The 3,246-nt window shown below is 42.0% G+C and carries 2 protein-coding genes and 1 pseudogene; all 3 read right to left on the bottom strand.

Annotation, left to right across the window (positions count from 1 at the left end; all coding sequences use genetic code 11):
- Positions 1 to 283: pseudogene (locus tag JCM10512_RS20860) on the bottom strand (hypothetical protein); the annotation flags it as partial.
- Entirely contained in the window at positions 270 to 1,472 is a 1,203-nt protein-coding gene (locus JCM10512_RS20865; protein WP_044165859.1) for a BamA/TamA family outer membrane protein, read from the bottom strand. The pseudogene JCM10512_RS20860 and the gene JCM10512_RS20865, both read right to left, overlap by 14 nt.
- A gap of 97 nt (positions 1,473 to 1,569) precedes the next feature.
- Positions 1,570 to 2,583 carry a threonine aldolase family protein gene (locus tag JCM10512_RS20870; protein WP_044165858.1) on the bottom strand — a complete coding sequence of 338 codons (1,014 nt, stop codon included), beginning with the start codon at positions 2,581 to 2,583 and terminating at the stop codon, positions 1,570 to 1,572.
- Positions 2,584 to 3,246 lie beyond the last annotated feature (663 nt).

Genomic DNA, 3,246 nt, shown 5'->3' on the forward strand with positions numbered 1-3,246 from the left:
CTGCTATAATGGATTGTCCAAACAGGTAAAGCAATACAATCTGAAACGCGCCAAAAAACACGAAAAGAAATAAAGCCCAAAGCATTTTACCACAGTTCCGCGATAGGGTCATTAACATATAATAGGCCGACAGGGGCAACAGGACATTACAAACTTTAGCCACAACCGACAACGGTTCTGTAAAACAGAGCGCGATATTGGGTGCAATTAAAACGACAAGAAACAGGTAAAACAGATGTTCCTGATTCTCCAACCAATTCTTAATTCCTTTAAAAAGCTTCATTGATATTAAATATAAATCCGGTTTGGTGCTTGCCAAACCCTAAATCCAAACGTACATTTACCCTTTTCTTAAATTCCCAACGATAACCGACCCCATAGTTAGGTAGAATACGGCCGGCATCAAACTCAGAAAACTTCGGAAAGATCGTCCCCAGACCTACCCAGGCGGCAACACCGTTCCGCTTCCAGACATGTTGCCGGAGCTCGAGTTGCGCATCCATCGCACACTTATCGCGATATCGTCCCTCATAATATCCTCTCATGGAATAAGAGCTACCTAGAGTAGCCATTAATCCCCAGGGAGGTTCCCCATAGTTTAATAAGGTATGGAATTGTCCGGCTAAAACACCGCCCTTCCAAACTCTGCGATAATAACTGGTGGTCAGTTCGGTACTGCTGAATGCATACTCATTTCCCAGAAATGCCGGACTGAACCGTTGATCCACGCGCAAGTAATAACCTTGATAAGCATTCGTCAAAAAGTCGCGAGAGTCGTAAAGCAACGAAAAACCTGTACTCACATTGGTGGTCCGCGCCGACATCCCTTCCCAAAGTTCGGGCTTCTCGAAATTACGCCCATCAATATAATCAAAGACAGCCAAAGGACCGATATAGAAATTTCGGGCTACCCGAAACATAAAGTCTAACTTAACCTGTGCCTGAAAACGTTTATACTCACTTTTATTATCGTTATTGGCTCCATTCTCGTACCCTCTTCCCCAATAATAGCTGGGAAATGAGTAGAAATACAGGTTGTAATTGAAGCGGTATTTCTCGTACGGAAACAGATGTGTTCCTCGCACGCCCAACAAATAGAATCCTACGGTAGAGACATCACCGTAAAGCGAAATATTGGACGGCGGCGACAAAGAATCTTTGGCATCCGCATGATACAGTCCGGCAGCCACCATCCCAAGTCCTAACTTAGTATCGCTGGAGTAATGAGGGCCTCCTATAATGCTAAAGTCAAACTTTTTATTCTTCTTTTCTTTATTGGCATCGTTAAAGTAATCGATAAACTTCTTAAAGAAAGAACGTTTCACAAAAGCCGTATCGGAAGATACCGCCGATGGTATAATCGAGTCACCTACTGTAACTTCCGCAGTAGTGTGTACAGTTTGTGCGCCTATTAATGTTTGTGTAGAAAACAGTAGCGCAACTAATATTATCTTTTTCGCTTGTTCGGTCATATTAAGTACTAAGGAGAAAAACTCTGGGTACAAAGTTAGTTTTTACTTCTTAGTATAACAGAATGAATCGTACTTTTGTTGTTCTTTTTTCTCCCTTTTAACGTTTCAAATTTCCAATAAACGCTTCTACATCCTCCTCGGTGGTATCAAATGAAGTAACGAAACGGATTTCATTTTTCTCCTCATTCCAGAAGTAAAAATAATACTTCTCCAACAAGCAATCGATTTCAGCGCGGGGCATGGTAAGAAATAGCTGATTGCTTTCTACCTTCTGAGTAAAGCAAACACCCGGTACTTCTTTCAGCGCATTGTACAACTTAGCGGCCATTTTATTCGCATGCGCTGCATTGCTGAGCCATAGATCATCGGTCAGATAAGCGGTGAATTGACAGGATAGGTAACGCATCTTAGAAGCCAACTGTGCGGACTGCTTCCGAATGAAACGGGCCTCAGCAACCAAGTCCTGATTGAATATAACCACGCACTCTCCCATCATCAAGCCATTCTTCGTTCCACCTAGAGTGAGTACGTCGATCCCACAATCTACCGTCAGTTCTTTAAGCGAAAGGTTCAAAGCGGCACAGGCATTGGCTATTCTAGCACCGTCCATGTGGACATACATTCCATATGAATGAGCAAAATCGGTGAGCTGTTTCAACTCTTCGGCCGTATAGACGGTTCCGAGTTCCGTACATTGGGACAGATAGAGTGCTTTAGGCTGCGAATGATGCTGATCACCAAAACCATGCAGATAAGGCTTCATCAAATCTACTGTAAGTTTACCGTCGGTGGTAGCAATTGGTCGTATCTGACAACTTGTCATTTTCACCGGAGACCCACATTCGTCTACATAAATATGAGCTGTTTCCGCACAGAAGATAGAGTGATACGGACGAGTCATCAACTGCAAAGCCACGACATTGCTGCCTGTACCATTAAACACAAACAAAGGCTCACACTCGGGTGTAAACGTTTCCTTTATCTTACGCACGGCTTCTTGGGTCCACGAATCATCGCCATAACCCAAAGCATGATTTTGATTAGCCCGGTTCAGCGCGTCCATTATCAATGGATGTACTCCGGAATTATTGTCGGATGCAAAACTTCTCATGATTTAATTTATTTTTTATCGGAATGCAAAACTACAGATTTATTTCCGGAAATCTTCTTATGCCGTCCATAATCTATGCTTGAAAACTTAATACGAATGAATTCAGGCCGATTGGATAAGCTTACATTACTTTTATCACGAAAGACCTACCTGCTTCAAAACTAGCATGGCTCGCCTTACCCTCAAGGAGATTAAGTTCACCTGCCTACTTTGACCCCATTTATACGATCGTTAACAAAATGACATAGGTATAGTGAGTTAGTCACTTTTTCGCATATCCACCAGTGTATCAACTACTTATTTTGCGTCATCTTTTAGATAACATTTATTTCCCTGCTTGAATTGCTACTTTTCCAGGTTAATTAGTCTATTCAATGTAATCCATCTCTCCTGTAAACCCAAACGGGATGAATAAGAAATGACTGTGGAGTGAATCAGAAGCTTTTCAATAAAGTAGCGTAGTGAATCAACAAGAATAGATGCAAACGTGTAAACGGAACCTAGACATTGCTACAATCCCTCCCTTTTTCTCAGGAGTTTCTTGCCTATGAAACAAAAGTTTCTTCGCAATGAAACAACTGTTTCATAAGGGTGAAACAAAATTCTCATGCCTATGAAACAGTTGTCTCCTCTATATGAAACTAATTTCCGAAGCGGTGATAC

This window comes from Bacteroides reticulotermitis JCM 10512 (assembly GCF_000517545.1).
GTDB classification, from domain to species: domain Bacteria; phylum Bacteroidota; class Bacteroidia; order Bacteroidales; family Bacteroidaceae; genus Bacteroides; species Bacteroides reticulotermitis.